The 13,993-nt window shown below is 69.7% G+C and carries 16 protein-coding genes; 10 read left to right on the top strand and 6 right to left on the bottom strand.

Going from position 1 to position 13,993, the window contains the following annotated elements:
- Window positions 1-219: 219 nt before the first annotated feature.
- A complete protein-coding gene (locus ACTFTM_RS08755; protein WP_449565316.1) occupies window positions 220-2,232 on the top strand; it encodes a KAP family P-loop NTPase fold protein in 2,013 nt (670 codons plus the stop codon).
- Between the two features lie 349 nt (window positions 2,233-2,581).
- Here ACTFTM_RS08755 and ACTFTM_RS08760 read toward each other — a convergent pair whose 3' ends face one another.
- Entirely contained in the window at window positions 2,582-2,791 is a 210-nt protein-coding gene (locus ACTFTM_RS08760) for a helix-turn-helix transcriptional regulator (RefSeq protein ID WP_357987253.1), read from the bottom strand.
- 698 nt (window positions 2,792-3,489) lie between these two features.
- On the opposite strand from ACTFTM_RS08760, the gene ACTFTM_RS08765 reads away from it, so the two are divergent.
- The 5 genes from ACTFTM_RS08765 (at window position 3,490) to ACTFTM_RS08785 (ending at window position 6,653) form a co-directional block, all read left to right on the top strand.
- Window positions 3,490-3,678, top strand: a complete 189-nt coding sequence (locus ACTFTM_RS08765) for a hypothetical protein (protein ID WP_449565317.1) — start codon at window positions 3,490-3,492, stop codon at window positions 3,676-3,678.
- 83 nt (window positions 3,679-3,761) lie between these two features.
- A complete protein-coding gene (locus tag ACTFTM_RS08770; protein ID WP_449565318.1) occupies window positions 3,762-4,331 on the top strand; it encodes an RNA polymerase sigma factor in 570 nt (189 codons plus the stop codon).
- 18 nt (window positions 4,332-4,349) lie between these two features.
- A complete protein-coding gene (locus ACTFTM_RS08775) occupies window positions 4,350-5,321 on the top strand; it encodes a CU044_5270 family protein (RefSeq protein ID WP_449565319.1) in 972 nt (323 codons plus the stop codon).
- A gap of 41 nt (window positions 5,322-5,362) precedes the next feature.
- Window positions 5,363-5,887, top strand: coding sequence for an orotate phosphoribosyltransferase (gene pyrE, locus ACTFTM_RS08780; protein ID WP_449565320.1), 525 nt, complete (start codon window positions 5,363-5,365; stop codon window positions 5,885-5,887).
- A 106-nt stretch (window positions 5,888-5,993) separates the two neighbouring features.
- The gene (locus ACTFTM_RS08785) at window positions 5,994-6,653 is read left to right on the top strand and encodes an HAD family hydrolase (protein ID WP_449565321.1); all 660 of its coding nucleotides are present in this window, start codon (window positions 5,994-5,996) and stop codon (window positions 6,651-6,653) included.
- Window positions 6,654-6,677: 24 nt separating this feature from the next.
- On the opposite strand, the gene ACTFTM_RS08790 is transcribed toward ACTFTM_RS08785, so the two are convergent.
- Window positions 6,678-7,085, bottom strand: a complete 408-nt coding sequence (locus tag ACTFTM_RS08790; protein WP_449566581.1) for a nitroreductase family deazaflavin-dependent oxidoreductase — start codon at window positions 7,083-7,085, stop codon at window positions 6,678-6,680.
- A gap of 155 nt (window positions 7,086-7,240) precedes the next feature.
- Between ACTFTM_RS08790 and ACTFTM_RS08795 the strand changes: the two genes are divergently transcribed.
- Complete coding sequence (locus tag ACTFTM_RS08795) at window positions 7,241-8,176, top strand: DUF2332 domain-containing protein (protein WP_449565322.1); 936 nt, start codon at window positions 7,241-7,243, stop codon at window positions 8,174-8,176.
- On the opposite strand, the gene ACTFTM_RS08800 is transcribed toward ACTFTM_RS08795, so the two are convergent.
- From ACTFTM_RS08800 to ACTFTM_RS08810, 3 genes are read right to left on the bottom strand one after another with little or no spacing between them, the layout of a single operon-like run.
- Window positions 8,152-9,111 (bottom strand): MerR family transcriptional regulator, encoded by a 960-nt coding sequence (locus ACTFTM_RS08800; RefSeq protein WP_449565323.1) that lies wholly within the window; start codon window positions 9,109-9,111, stop codon window positions 8,152-8,154. The two genes, ACTFTM_RS08795 and ACTFTM_RS08800, sit on opposite strands and share 25 nt — an antisense overlap.
- Before the next feature lie 47 nt (window positions 9,112-9,158).
- Window positions 9,159-9,998, bottom strand: coding sequence for an alpha/beta fold hydrolase (locus ACTFTM_RS08805; RefSeq protein WP_449565324.1), 840 nt, complete (start codon window positions 9,996-9,998; stop codon window positions 9,159-9,161).
- 11 nt (window positions 9,999-10,009) lie between these two features.
- Window positions 10,010-11,275, bottom strand: coding sequence for an MFS transporter (locus ACTFTM_RS08810; protein ID WP_449565325.1), 1,266 nt, complete (start codon window positions 11,273-11,275; stop codon window positions 10,010-10,012).
- Window positions 11,276-11,396: 121 nt separating this feature from the next.
- On the opposite strand from ACTFTM_RS08810, the gene ACTFTM_RS08815 reads away from it, so the two are divergent.
- Both ACTFTM_RS08815 and ACTFTM_RS08820 read left to right on the top strand, forming a co-directional pair.
- Complete coding sequence (locus tag ACTFTM_RS08815; protein WP_449565326.1) at window positions 11,397-11,651, top strand: DUF5522 domain-containing protein; 255 nt, start codon at window positions 11,397-11,399, stop codon at window positions 11,649-11,651.
- Between the two features lie 89 nt (window positions 11,652-11,740).
- Window positions 11,741-12,289, top strand: coding sequence for a hypothetical protein (locus ACTFTM_RS08820; protein WP_449565327.1), 549 nt, complete (start codon window positions 11,741-11,743; stop codon window positions 12,287-12,289).
- 13 nt (window positions 12,290-12,302) lie between these two features.
- Here ACTFTM_RS08820 and ACTFTM_RS08825 read toward each other — a convergent pair whose 3' ends face one another.
- The gene (locus tag ACTFTM_RS08825) at window positions 12,303-12,992 is read right to left on the bottom strand and encodes a metal-dependent transcriptional regulator (RefSeq protein ID WP_449565328.1); all 690 of its coding nucleotides are present in this window, start codon (window positions 12,990-12,992) and stop codon (window positions 12,303-12,305) included.
- A gap of 100 nt (window positions 12,993-13,092) precedes the next feature.
- Between ACTFTM_RS08825 and ACTFTM_RS08830 the strand changes: the two genes are divergently transcribed.
- Window positions 13,093-13,953, top strand: a complete 861-nt coding sequence (locus ACTFTM_RS08830) for a sulfurtransferase (protein ID WP_449565329.1) — start codon at window positions 13,093-13,095, stop codon at window positions 13,951-13,953.
- Window positions 13,954-13,993 lie beyond the last annotated feature (40 nt).

The raw sequence follows: 13,993 nt of genomic DNA on the forward strand, positions 1-13,993 counted from the left end.
CGGTCGTTTCTCCACTATCTCGCGACGGATTGGCACTGGCTGGCACTCTCCTTGCTTCTAACGGGGTCCCTAGCGATCGTGTTGGGCGTGCGTCAGTTACTCAAGAGCAAGACGACCCCGGAAAGTTCTTCCCACCCTGCTGGTCCCGCTGCGCAAGGAGCAAGAGGTGACAACCCGATTAGTAAGCCAGAGGACGACCTCTTCGATAGGGGCCCTCTCGTGGCAAGCATTGTTCATGAGGTACGTTCCGTAGACGTTGCGCAAGGATACGTTATCGCCCTAAGCGGTCCCTGGGGTTCGGGCAAAACATCGCTCCTCAATCTTATTCGGCTTCAACTCGACAGGGTGCCAAGGCTTCCAGTCGTCAACTTCAACCCTTGGATGTTCTCGAACACCGAGCAGCTCGTGCAGTCGTTTTTCGGTGAGCTGGCGTCGCAGCTGCGAATGAAGGAAGATCGCCTCGCCGCAGTTGCAACCGAGATCGAAGCATACGGGGAGTTGCTGGCACCCTTAACGTTCGTCCCTATCGCTGGTCCGTTGATTCAGCGGGCAAGCGAAGCCGCAGGAGCGGTTCGCAAATTCCGGGAAAGTCGGGACGGGAGCGTGGTCTTCCGAAAAGAAATGCTGGCTGCGGAGCTCACGCGACTGGGCGAAAGAATCGTCGTAATCATAGACGATATTGATCGTCTGCAGACTGCTGAGATCCGGGATATCTTCAAGCTTGTTCGTTTGACCGCGAGTTTTCCTAATGTTATCTACCTGCTCGCGTTCGACCGTGGCCGTGTCGAGGAAGCGCTAACGGAATCCGGTATTCCTGGTCGCGGCTATCTCGAAAAGATCGTTCAGACCACCATCGACGTGCCCGTAATAGCGGATGAGCTACTTATTACCCAAGTTGGGCAGGCGCTTGACGCTGTGCTCGATGGGTCGCCTGCCATGGAGAGATTTGACAAGGACCGGTGGCCTGACGTTTTGATGGAAGTTGTCGCTCCTCTCATCCGTAACGTCAGGGACGTCCGTCGGTTCGCCGCCTCGATACGCTCTACCGTCGACTCGCTCGGAGGACAGATCGAACTAGTTGATCTATTGGCTCTCGAAGCGATCCGCATTTTCCTCCCCGATGTTTTTAAGGCGATCGCCGATGCGCCAACTGCCTTAACTGCCACGCGGTCGTCTGCCGAACGCTCGGCCGGTCGAAGTGACGAAGAAGCGGTAAAGCGGGTTCTTGCAGAAGCGGCTGGGCAGCGCCCCCTGGTCGAGTCTGTGATTTCACGCCTATTTCCAGGAGGGTTGCGGCACATCGGCGGTTCTCCTTACGGCGCCGAGTGGGAGAAGGGTTGGCTCAAGGCTAGGCGGGTCGCACACCCGGACATCTTGCGGCTGTACCTCGAGCGGACCCATACGTCCAAGATGGCTGCGTTTACGGACGCAGAAAGAGCCTTCAAGGTGCTTGCCGATCGCGCTGCGCTTGAAGAGTTCCTTTCGTCCATCGACCCAGAGAGGATCGAGGACGTTATTTCGGCGTTGGAAGCCTTTGAAGGGGAGTATCCATCTGAGGCGGTTCCAGTTGCTGTGACCGTCGTACTTAATACAATGCCCTACCTGCCCGACCGACCTCGAGGAATGCTGGAGCTTGATGCCAGACTTGTGGTGTCGCGTGTGGTGCTTCGGTTGCTGCGCCAACTCAAAGACCCGGATGAGGTAGCGAATATCGTAAGAGAGGTGCTGCCTGAGGTAACGACCCTCTCTGCCCGCCTTCAGTTAGTGCTGCTTGTGGGTCATAGAAACGGTGCTGGCCACAAACTCGTCTCCGAGGCGGTGGCGACCGAACTGGAGGGGGACCTTGCGCAGGCTGTTCGAAGCGAAGTACCCGCTGACGTCAGCAAGGAGTGGGATTATCTACGGGTCTTGTATTGGGCATACCGCCAAGCCGGAGGGAAAAACGCGACACTCAATTCTGGCCATCGTCCGGCCGTGCATGCCCAAGTGCTGATTACTGCGAAGACCGAAACCCGGAGATCCAGCGGAGACAGCCGTGTGGTTAAGCGGGAAGCCCTCTTGCGTTGGCCGATTCTTGAAGAACTTTATGGTGGTCAGGAAGCGCTTCGGCAAGCCATTGACTCGGCCAGGGAGATTGCGGAGGAGGAACCCGAGCTGGCGAGGGTCATTGATCTGGCCGAAAGAGGGACTAGCGATTCTTTCCTGCTTCAAGGGCGCGTGAAGGTGCCCTAGGCGCGGCTAGCGGATGAAACTGCAGAAATGAACCCGAGATAGGGACTAATCTTCAGGTCGCCAGCCTCCTAGGTATTTCGCCGGGCGCACCCGGGCAATTGGCACCTGTGGTCGCCGACGGCCGCGCCGAGCTGTTGGCGGTGTCGACCCGCGAGGCGGGGCTGGCCATTGCGCCGCCGGGCCCCGCGTACGCACCAATCCGCTCGAACACCTGCCGCCCGTTTTCGGCCGCCGCAACGGTCGGCCGGACGGCGGACTCGCTACGGGACGACCGGGACTGATCCGCGTGCCGGCCCGGCCCGGAGCTTGGAACCGGTTTGGCGCCGTGTTTCGGTAGGTTGCCGTCGAGTCACCGGTCTTCGGTGCCGTCGGTCGGACGTGGCGGGCGATTGTGTCGCGCCCACTCGTCAACCTCGTCGGCGTCCCAGATCGTTGTCCCGATCAGGCGAGCCACCGGCTCGGGGAAGCCGGGTCGGCGGGTGATCTGTAGGACCCGCTGCCGCGACACGTTGAACAGGGCGGCCAACTCGCCAGGCCCGTACAAGCGCGGTCGCTTCACCGGCTGAAGGTAAGCTCGACTTGTGCTTTACTATCGTCACTTACCAATCGTCAACCCGGCCGTGCGCGGTGTCCTCGTAACGAACACGCACGGCGGCGTTGGAACGGACGCCGGGAGGGTCGATGCCGAAGCGAGTGCCGTACGACGACTACCTGCTGGCGGTGGCGCTGACGCTGGCTCGGCGGCACCGGTCGGTCTGGTCGTAGCAGCGGTGGCGGCGGATCTGCCGATGTGGGGTTGACCTGCCGTGCCGAGCCCGGCACCGCATCCCGATCCGGCGAGGCCACTGGCCAGGGGAGGAGCAGGAGTGACCGAGGATAAGGTCGGACGAACCCTGTCCATGCACCTGCCCGGCGTTGACCGGCTCTGCGCCGGCTGTCGCTGGTGGTGGGCACGGCTGTCCCCGTACCCCTGCTGTCAGGCGGAAGCGGCGGCCCGCTGGCACGCCCGGTCGATCCTCCGGCGCTTCCTGGATGGCTTGTCGTGACCACCCACGGCCCGGTCCTTCCGGTCTGGACCTGCGATGGCTGCGCCGCCCCTTGGCCCTGTCGGACCCGCCGCACCGAACTGCGTGCCGAGTTCGAGAGTGCACCACTGTCGTTGGCTCTCTACATGGGGTCCTACCTGGTCTGGGCGACCGAGGATCTGACCTGGGTGCCTGCCGGGCTGCTGCACCGGCGCTTCCTGGGCTGGGTTCGGTGAGTCTGATCCGGCGGGGAGACGAGCGGTTCCACTACAGCGACAATTCGCACAAGTGGATTCCGCCGAACCCGGACTACGACCAGGAGGTCTGGAACGAGATGGTCCGGCAGCACCAGCTCCAGCACCTGGAAGAGATCTCCAAACGGAAGAAGCCGGCTCGATCACCTGATGCTGAGAAGCTATGAACGACCCGCTCTGGTCGAGGTTCGGTAACACCCGTGCGCCGCCGAACGAAGAAGAGGTGTGAACGCGCGAGGGAGGACGGCCTGTGAATGAGCCGAGCCGAGCCGATGACGACATTTCCGCGATCGGGGTGGATCCAGCGGCCTTCGAGGTCTTCTACCGGCGGCACCTGGATGCGGTGGGCCGGTTCGTGGCGCGGCGGGTCGACGACCCGCATCTCGCCGCCGACCTGACCGCCGACGTGTTCCTGGCGGTGATCGAGTCGGCGGCCGGCTACCGGCCGGACCGGGGTAGCCAGATCGGCTGGCTGTACGGGGTGGCCCGGCACGTCATCGGCGACGAGCGGCGACGGGCGGCCCAACGACTGCGGGTGACCGGTCGACTGGCCGGACGACGTGACCTCGGCCCCGACGACATCGCGCGTATCGAGGAGCGGATCGACGCCGAGTCGGCGGCCCGCCGCACCCATCGGGCACTCAGCGAACTACCCGAGGGCACCCGAGCGCTCGTCGAACTCGTCGCCGTGGACGGCCTCACGATCGCGGAGGCGGCGACCGCGCTCGGGATGTCGCCGGTCGCCGCTCGGGTCCGTCTGCACCGGGCCCGCCGCCTCGTCCGCGCGGTGCTCGCGCGCCCGGTCACCACCCTCGCCTGAGATGAGACGGAGCAGACGATGAATACGACTGAACGGTCGCCGCAGGGTTTCGAGGAGCAGCTTCTCCGGGACCTGAGCGCACACGTCGCCCAACGGGCAGAGCTGGCGTCGGCGGGAGGCCGTGCGGCCGAACGCCGTACCCGAATCCTGCGTGGTTGGCGCCTCGCCGGGGCGCTCGGAATGGCGGTGACGCTGACCGCCGGTGCGCTGGCGGTCCAGTCCATGTGGTTCGGCGACCAGTCGCCGCCCAGGGCCAGCGCGTCGGAGATCTTCCACCTGGCCGCCGACGCCGCCCGGCAGCAGCCGGAGCTCAGCGCCCGCCCCGACCAGTACGTCTTCACGGAGTCCCTGGCGACGATCCGCGACCTGCCGGGCAGTGGTCCGTACCGGACGACACGGAACCAGCTGTGGCAGTCGGCCGGCGGAGTCGCGTACACGCAGGCGCGCTATCGACCGGAGACCGACCCGGACGGGTGGGGCGAGCTCAGGGTCCTCCGCGAGGAAGATCCGGCCGACCCGGAGAAGAAACTCGACGCGTTCCCGCCGCCGGCGTACCACGGCGACCTGCCCACCGATCCGGACGAGCTGCTTCGCTACCTTAGGGAACACCCGGTCGACCTGCATCTACCCGAAGGGGCCGACGAGAAGGCCGTCTACGGGGGCGAGAGCATGCCGTACACGACCGCGCGGTCGATGCTCCACGGCGGCTATGTGCCGCCCCGAGCGCTCGCGGCGCTGTTCGAACTGCTGGCACGGCAACCGGGAGCGGTCGTGATCTCGGGGGACGTGGTCGACGCCGCAGGTCGGCATGGGGTGGCGATCCGGATGCCCGGCGTGATCGGTGGAAACCTGGACCTCATCTTCGATCGGGACTCCCACGTCTACCTCGGCACCCGCAACTCCTTGACGCGTGACGGCAAGGAGTCCCTGTACAGCGCTGTCGCGCTACTGCGTATCGCCGTCGTCGACCGACCGGGCCAGCTGCCCTGAGCCGCGCGGCCCGGTCGACGCCCGTTTGCGAGGCTGGCAGCATGACTTCTCCCCTTGCGCGCCGCGTCTACGAAACGTGCCACCTGAGCGGGACGTTCCTCCTGCGCTCCGGTCAGACGAGCGACGAGTACTTCGACAAGTACCTGTTCGAGGCAGAGCCTGGCCTGTTGCGTGAGGTGGCCGAGGCGATGGTCGCCCTGCTGCCCGAGTGCGATGTGCTGGCGGGGATGGAGATGGGCGGCATTCCGATCGCCACCGTGATGTCGCAGCTGACCGGGCTGCCGACCGCCTTCGTGCGGAAGCAGGCGAAGGAGTACGGCACCGGCAAGGCGGCCGAGGGCAGCCCGGTGGACGGCCGACGGGTCGTGGTGATCGAGGACGTGGTCACCACCGGCGGCGCGTTGCTGGCGTCGTGCAGGCAGCTACGGGCCGGCGGCGCGAAGGTCGACTCGGTGGTCTGCGCCATCGACCGGGAGCAGGGCGGACGCGAGAATCTGGCGGCCGAAAGGCTGTGGTTGCGCGCCGCCCTCACCCGTCGCGACCTGGAATCCTCCCTGCTGGCCTGACAGTCAAACCTGCCCTACCCTGCGGCTACGCCGCGCCACAGAGCCCCGGCGGCACCGCAGCATCCGGCTAGCGTGGGCAGCGGCCAGGTCCGGGATACTGGCCGCTGTGGCGATCAAGGCGCTGGTCCTCGACTTCGACGGTCTGCTGATGGACACGGAGAGCACGCTGCTGGAGAGCTGGCGTTGGGAGTGGCGGCGGCACGGCCTGGAGCTCGATCCGACAGGTTTCTTCGCCGACCACGGCGGCGACGCGAACGAGGCGCGTTACACCGCGCTCGAAGCGGCAGTCGGGCTGGCCTACGACCGCGCGTCCAGCCATGCGCTGCGGATGGCGTACCGAGCAGCACTGAACTCGGCGCTGGAGCCTGCGCCCGGCATCGTCGGGTGGCTGGACCGGGCCGCGGAGTTGGGTCTGCGCCTCGCCGTGGCGAGCAGTTCCCCGCTCACTCACGTCGGCGCGCTGCTGGATCAGGCGGGGCTGCGGGCGCGGTTCGAGGTGCTGGCGACCGGCGAGGAAGTGCCCGCGCACAAGCCTGATCCGGCTGTCTATCTGCTGGCGCTGGATCGTCTCGGACTTCCTGCGGATGAGGCGGTCGCGTTCGAGGACACCGCGCACGGCGTAGCGGCGGCACAGGCCGCTGGGCTGCGGTGCGTCGCGGTGCCGAACCCCCACGCGGACCACGCCCGCTTCACGGCTGCGGACCGCCTGCTGTCCAGCGCCACAGACCTGCCCCTGGATGCGGTTCTGGCCAGACTGGCTCGGTGAGAGGGCCGTCCCGGTGCAGAACACCTAGGGCGTTCGTTCCAGCACGACGACGGGGATCTGCCGGGTCGTCTTGCGCTCGTAGTCGGCGAATCCCGGGTACGCGGTCTTCTGGGCGTTCCAGATCCGTTCCCGCTCCTCCCCGGTGGCAACCCGGGCGATCAGCTTGACCTTGTCCGTGCCGATCTCCGCCTGAACCTGCGGATTGGCGAGCAGGTTGTGGTACCAGTCGGGATTGGTGGGCGCACCGGCCTTGGAAGCGAACACCGCGTAGCCTCCGTCCACCTCCCGGTACATCATCGGGTTCACGCGAGGCTGGCCGCTCTTGGCACCGAGTGTGTGCAACAGCAGCAGCGGGGCACCGGCGAACTGGCCGCCGACCTGCCCACCGTTGGCGCGAAACTCAGCGATGATCTTCTCGTTCCAGCCGCTCATAACTTCCTTTCGCCTTCGCCCCGTCGATTCGCTGATCACGATTCTGACAGTCCGGCCGGTGGCCCGCACTGCTGCCGTTCATCAGTGGCAGTCGTTCGCCGACGAGCGACACTCAGGGGGTCCCGGTTGCCGACGGAGGCTGCGACGATCAGGGCATGACAACCGCCGAGGCGTACGTCGAGTTCGCGCGCCGCGAAGCGCACGGGGTTTCACCGACGTACGAGCGGCTGTCGTACGCCGTCGCCGACGACCACGCCCTGCTCGCCCTGCTCGACGCGCTCCCGCCGGCCAAGCGCCAGCCGAACCTGCTGTACGGCGTGGTCCGTTGGTTGGGTGGCCCGGTCGACGATCCGGGCGCGTTCCACGAGTACGTGCTGACACACTGGTCGGTCATCGAACCCGAGCTGCGGAGCAGGGCCACCCAGACGAACGAGGCCGGCCGGTGTGCGGTGCTGCTGCCGGTGCTCGCCGCGCTGCCGCAGCCCCTCGCTCTGCTGGAGGTCGGCGCGTCCGCCGGGCTCTGCCTCTACCCCGACCGGTACGCCTACCGGTACGGCGAGCACGAGGTCGGCGAGGGAACGCCCGTCCTGGAGTGCGCGGCCAGCGGGTTGACGCCGCCTGAGCGCGTACCCCAGGTGGTGTGGCGGGCCGGCCTCGACCTGAACCCGCTCGACGTGCGCGACCCCGACGACGTGTCCTGGTTGGACGCCCTGATCTGGCCGGAGCACGCGCACCGGCGGGCCCGGTTGCGCGCGGCGGTGGCGGTGGCCGCCGCCGACCCGCCGCTGCTGGTCCGGGGTGACCTGGTGGACGACCTGCCGGCGCTGGCGGCGCGCGCGCCGGCCGACGCCACGCTCGTCATCTTCCACACCTCGGTGCTCTACCAGGTGCCCTCCGCGCGCCGGGACGCGTTCGTGCGGCTGGTCGCTGAGCTGCCGGTGCGCTGGATCGCCAACGAGGCCCCGGAGGTGCTGCATCACGAGGGTTTACCCGACTCGCCGGACGCGGCGCTGCACAACGTCCTCGCGCTCGACGGCAGGCCGTTGGCCTGGACCCGGGGCCATGGTCAGGCGATGACCTGGTTCGGCTGAGAGCGGGCCTCCACCGGCATCCGGGCGCGCAGGGCCCGGACGAACCAGTCCACCGCCGGTGTGACCGCGCCCCCGCCCGACCAGCCGTTGATCACCGACAGCAGGTCGAGGTAGCGGTCCCGGCGGGGGTCGTTGGCCAGGACGAGCCGTTCCAGCAGCCGCCGGCGCAGGCCGGCGTCGTCGGCGAGGCCGTGCAGGCGGGCGTACCGGTCGGTGACCGCCGCGACCACCGGATCGGCCTCGGGCCCGGCCGGATCGAGACCGGCGGCCAGGGCGGCCCCCACCCCGTCCCGGACGAGGGCGACCGCGTCCGGGCGGGGGAGGCCGGGCACGTCGTTGTCGGTGGCGTGCTGGTGGGCGAGCCGCCGCATGCTCGCCCGGAAGGTGGTGTCGCGGCACAGCTCGGCCAGCTCCAGCCACGCCTGCACCTGCTCGGCCGTGGGGTCGTCGGGCAGCTCCGGCGTCATCGAGACGATCACACCCGGGTACGTCGGCGGGTCGCCGGTGAAGACGCTGGCCAGGAAACCATCCACCAGGTGCCCCCGTTCACGGGCGGTGAGCTGGGCCAACCGGTGTAGCTCGTCCACCTCGGACGGGCCCGCCCCGCGCTTCGCCGCGACGGTCAGCACCGCCTGGCGTAGCCGTAGCGCCCGAATATGCGCCGCCAACGCCTGCGCGTGCGTGGCGGCCACCTCGCACAGCGGCACCTCGCGGTCCACCACGCGACGGATGGAGGCCAGGTCCACGCCCAGGTCACGCAACGTCCGGACGAGTTCCAGCCGCGCGACCGCCTCGGCGTCGAAGAGGCGATAGCCGGCCGAACTCCGGTCGGTGGGCGGGACGATCCCGCTGTCGGCGTAGTACCGGATGGTCTTGACGCTCAGCCCGGTGCGTCGGGCCAGCTCGCCGATCGTGTACCGCTCGTCACCACTCATGCCCCCCACCCTCACGTCTCCCGCCGGTGGAGACTCAAGCCACCGGATCAGCGCAGAAAAGCGGAGACGGTGGTGGTGAACCGGTCGGCGTCGTCCAGCCACGGGTAGTGCCCCGCGCCCGGCTGCACCACCAGCTCGCCGCCCGGCATCAGCTCCGCGAGCTGGGCGACCAGACCAGGCGGGGCGCCGAGATCCAGCTCCCCGGCGAGGAGCAGCACCGGACCCGGGTGGGCGGCCAGCGCTGCGCGGGTGGCCGGCGGGTCGAAGGCGCCGTCGGCGCCGAACATCCGGGCGGCCTCCTGGTTGCGCTGGGCGGTCTCGACCGCCTGGTGCGCACGAGCTGCCGTGTCCCACCGGCCGTAGAAGAACGGGGCGATCGCCTGCCAGGCGTCCTCGGTGGCGCGTCCGGTCACCATGGACTCCAGCGCTGCGGCGGCCTCCGGATACCACCGCTCACCGGCGCGGGCCCGGGTGACCTCCCGACGCAGCGTGGCGGTCGCCTCCAGGCCGACGGCACGCGTGCTCGGGGTGACCAGTGCGAGCCGGCCGATCCGGTCGGGATGCCGGGTCGCGTACCGCAACACCAGGTTCGCGCCGGCGGAGTGCCCGAGCAGGTCCAGCCGGTCGAGCCCGAGGTGCACGCGGAGCGCCTCGACGTCCGCGACCAGGCGGTCGCACCGGTACGAGGAGGTGTCCGACGGGACCGCCGACCGGCCGGTGCCCCGCAGGTCCAGCCGTATCAGCGTCCGACGCGACGACAGCCCGCCCAGGTCACCGAGGTACGCCGAGTCGCGCATCGGCCCGCCCGGCAGGCAGATCAGCGGGTCGCCCCCGCCGAGACTCCGGTACGCCAGCGTGGTGCCGTCGGGCGCGGCGAAGGTGGGCATGACCCACCATCTCAGACCGGCGGTGTGTCCCGCATCCGGCGCAGCGGCGAGCAGACCACGAACAGGCACGCGGCCCAGGTGCCCAGCACGCACACCCAGAGCGCGCCGCGCAGTCCCAGCGCGGTGCCGAGCGCGCCGCCGGTCAGCGCCCCCAGCGGGATCACCCCGAAGCAGATCCAGAGAAACGCAGCGTTGACCCGGCCGAGGATCGCCGGCGGGGTGATCCGCTGCCGGTACGACATCGCCGCCACGTTGAACAGCACGGCGTTGGCCGAGAACGCGGCCAGCCCGACGCCGTAGAGCAGCAGTCCCCAACCGGGTCGGGCCAGCGGCATCAGCAGATAGAGCGGGCCTGGCACAGTCATCGCCACCCAGATCACCCGGGCCGAGCCGAGCCAGGCCGACAGCCGGGCGGCCAGTACCCCCACCACCAACCCGCCGACAGCGCTTACCGAGAAGACCATCCCGACCTGCACCGGGGCTGCGTGCAGCTCGCGGACCAGGAAGGTCACCTCGATCGAGGCGGACGCCATCACCCAGAAGTTCGACCAGGTCGTGCAGGCCAGGATGCTCAGCAGGATGGGCTGCCGCCGGATGAAGCCGAGTCCGTCGGTCAACTCCACCCGCAGGGGTACGCGGGCAGCCGGCTCGCGGCGTTCCGGCGCCTCTCGGATCAGGATCAGCGTCAGCGCGCTGACCAGGAAGGCGAGCCCGTTGGCCAGGAACGTGCGGGCAGCGCCCACCAGCCCGATCAACGCGCCGCTGACAGTCGGACCGACCAGTTCGGCGGCGTCCTGACTGATGGTCAGCTTCGCGTTGCCGTCCACCAGGAGATCCGGCGGAACCAGCCGGGGCAGCAGGGTCTTGTACGCCACCGTGAACAGCACGGTGAGCACGCCACCGAGCCCCACCACCGCGTACAGGAAGGGCAGGGTGAGGTGGCCGAGCAGCGCTGTCACCGGCAGGGACAGCAGGAGCGCGGCCCGACCCAGGTCACACGCGATCATCAGCCGTCGCCGGTCGAGCCGATCGGCGACGATGCCCGCCGGAAGCGAGAACAGCAGGTACGGCAGCCAGGCCAGAACGGTCAGCAGGGAGACCTGGAACACGCTGGCGTGCAGGGTGTCGGCGGCGAGCAGCGGCACCGCGACATTGGCGATACGGGTGCCCAGCTCGCTGACCGTCTGACCGCCCCAGAGCAGGAGGAAGTTCCGGCTACGCCACAGCGACGTGCCCGCCGTCCCGACCGTCGCGGACCGCTCCAACTGCTGACTCACCGTCGTCGCCTGTCTCTGGGGATGGCGCCACCGGCCGGCGGCCCGCGGACTCTACCGAGGCGCCGCCCGGTCCGGCACGGCATGTGCGGCGGCCGCACGAGCCCTCCCTAGACTGCTGCGGGTGAGCGGAGAGCGGCGACCCCTGGCCGGCCGGCCGTTCACCGAGCCGCACCCGTCCCGCCTGCCGCCGGAGCACCCGGACCGGGCCCGGATCATCGCCGCGCACGACGCCGCGCTGGCCGCGGGAGAGGCCGGCTATCTCGACCCGGCGACAGGCCTGTTCGTGCTCAGCGCCGGGTTTCTGGCCCGCCGCGGCACGTGCTGTGGGAGGGGCTGCCGCCACTGCCCGTACGTGGACGATCCACCCTCGGAATGAGGACTTCCGCCCGACCCGGACAACCCGTACGGTGTCCGACGAACATCCGGCGGGGCCCCTTCCGCCGTCGGTCGGCGAGAGGGTGGAGCGTGCGCGGGCGGATCGTGGTCGCCGGGCTGGCGGGCCTGCTGGTGAGCGGCTGTGCCGCCGAGGCCGAGCCGGTGGCGGTGCCACCACCGGCGCCGGTGGCGCTGGACGTGGCGGCGGCCTCGTCGGGCGGCGCCTGCCGTCTGCTGGACTTCGCGGTGATCGAGCAGGCCGTCAAGGTGCGCTTCGACGTGGCGGCGGCCAGCGAACGCAACGACACCCACACCTGCGTGGTACGGGCCGAGCGCGCGCCGCTGCCGGAGCTGATGCTCAGCGTGTCCGAGACGAGCATCGACAAGGCCAGCTTCAGCGCGGACGTGGTACCCGACAAGGCGACGAAGGTCACCGGCCTGGGCCAGTTGGCGTACCGGCGTACCGCCGCCGCGACCGGCGGGTACGGCCCGGTCGCGGAGGTCGGTTGGCTGGCCAGCGACGGACGCCTCGCCACCCTGACCTGGACGGGCGCCCGGGGGTCCGAGCGCGCGGCGGCGGACAAGATGGCGGGCAACCTCGTCGCGTTGGCCAAGAAGGTGGACACGCGGGAGCTGTGACGCCCGCCTCCGGTCAGCTGGCGGCGACGAAGACCCGGGAGGCGACCTCGCGGGGCAGCCGCACCCGGTCGCCGGAGCGGTCGATCGACACCCCGTCGCGCTCCTGGGCCACGGTGACCGTGGCGCCCGGGTCGACGCCGGCGGCGTGCAGTTGGCGCAGCACGTCGGCGTCGGTCTGCACGCTCTCGCAGATCCGGCGGACCACGACCGGCCCGGAGAGCCCGGGGAAGGCCAGGTTGCGCTCACCCTCGCCGGCCTCGCTGGCCTGGGCCTCGGGGGAGCCCAGCTCCTCCAGGCCCGGGATCGGGTTGCCGTACGGCGAGCGGGTCGGCCGGTTGAGCAGGTCGTACACCCGCTTCTCGACGGCGTCGCTCATCACGTGCTCCCAGCGGCAGGCCTCCTCGTGGGCCTCCTCGTAGGGCATCCCGATGACGTTGACCAGCAGCAGCTCAGCGAGGCGGTGCTTGCGCATCACGGAGACGGCGGTGCCCCGGCCGAGCGCGGTGAGGGTCAGGTGCCGGTCTCCCTCGACGGTGAGCAGGCCGTCGCGCTCCATCCGGGCCACGGTCTGGCTGACGGTGGGGCCGCTCTGCTTGAGGCGCTCGGCGATCCGGGCGCGCAGCGGCGGCACTCCCTCCTCCTCCAGCTCGAGGATGGTGCGCAGGTACATCTCGGTCGTGTCGACCAGATCGTGAGACTTCATAAGGTAAGCGGCCCTCCGATGCACGATGCTACCCTGCCGCGCGGCGAGCGACCGCTGCCGAATCGCGTGCTGATGAGCCGGATGGTGTTGGATGGTCGTCATGTCCGGTACCGAGGAGCTGCTCGTCGAAGTCGACCGGCTCGCCGCCGAGCTCGACCACGCCGACCCGCCCACCCTGCTCGACGTCCGCTGGCGGCTCACCGGCCCGCCCGGCCACGACGACTACCTGGCCGGCCACCTGCCCGGCGCGGTCTTCGTCGACCTGGACACCGCGCTGTGCGGGCCGCCCGGCGTCGGCGGCCGGCACCCGCTGCCCGACCCGGGCGCGCTGCGGGGGGCGCTGCGGGCCGCCGGCGTCCGCGCCGGTCACCCCGTGGTGGTGTACGACGGAGGCGACGGCCTGGCCGCCGCCCGCGCCTGGTGGACGTTGCGGTGGGCCGGTCACCGGCCGGTGCGCCTGCTGCACGGGGGCCTCCCGGCGTGGGTGGCCGCCGGGCAACCGGTCTCCACCGAGGCGCCCACCCCGCGCCCCGGCGACGTCGAGGTCCACCCCGGTGATCTTCCGGTGCTCGACGCCGGGCGGGCCGCGGCCCTGGCCTCCGCCGACGATGCCGTGCTGCTCGACGTGCGCGCGGCGCCGCGCTTCCGGGGCGAGGTCGAACCGATCGACCCGGTCGCCGGTCACGTGCCCGGCGCGGCGAACCTGCCCGCCGGCGAGTACGTGGGCGCGGACGGGCGCTTCCCGGCCGTCGACGTGCTGCGCGAGCGGTTCGCCGCCGTCGGCGTGAACGGGGCGCGGGAGGTCGGGGCGTACTGCGGCTCCGGTGTCACCGCCGCGCAGGCGGTCCTCGCGCTGCACCTGGCCGGTCGGCCGGACGCGGCGCTGTACGTCGGGTCGTGGAGCAACTGGGTCGCCGACGAGTCCCGGCCGGTCGCCACCGGGCCGACACCAGAGCGCTGACCAGCGCGTGCGATGGGCCGGCGACGGTCCTCGTGCGACG

It is taken from the genome of Micromonospora sp. RB23 (assembly GCF_053585025.1).